Origin of the sequence: Paraburkholderia sp. SIMBA_030, assembly GCF_046535245.1 — a bacterium.
GTDB lineage: Bacteria > Pseudomonadota > Gammaproteobacteria > Burkholderiales > Burkholderiaceae > Paraburkholderia.
In genome coordinates, this window is the sequence record NZ_JAWRXB010000124.1 from 1 (window position 1) to 389 (window position 389).

General features: G+C 71.7%; 1 pseudogene. It reads left to right on the plus strand.

The annotated features are described in order from the left end of the window. A pseudogene (locus SB772_RS39305) lies at positions 1 to 389 on the plus strand (hybrid sensor histidine kinase/response regulator); the annotation flags it as partial.

The following is a 389-nucleotide window of genomic DNA, read 5'->3' on the forward strand; positions in this document are numbered from 1 at the left end:
CTCGGGCTGCCGCAGGTGTTCGCGTTCTGCGAGCGCTCGGGCGGACTGGCCGCGATCGACAGCGCGATCGGCGCGGGCACGTCGGTGCATCTGTATCTGCCGCGCGCCGCGGCCGCGCCGGCGGTCGCGCACGAACCGGCGCCGCGCGAGGACAGCGTCGCGCCGCCGCACGGCCTGCGCGTGCTGCTGGTCGAAGACAACGACGAAGTCGCGGCGGGCACCGAAGCGCTGCTGCAGATGATGGGCCATCACGTCACCTGCGCGAACGACGCGGTGAGCGCGCTCGCGCTCGTCAAGGCCGGCCACGTTGCTGCGGCGAACGACGACGACGCGACGCCCTTCGCGCATTTCGATCTTGTGCTCTCGGACATCCACATGCCCGGCGAGAT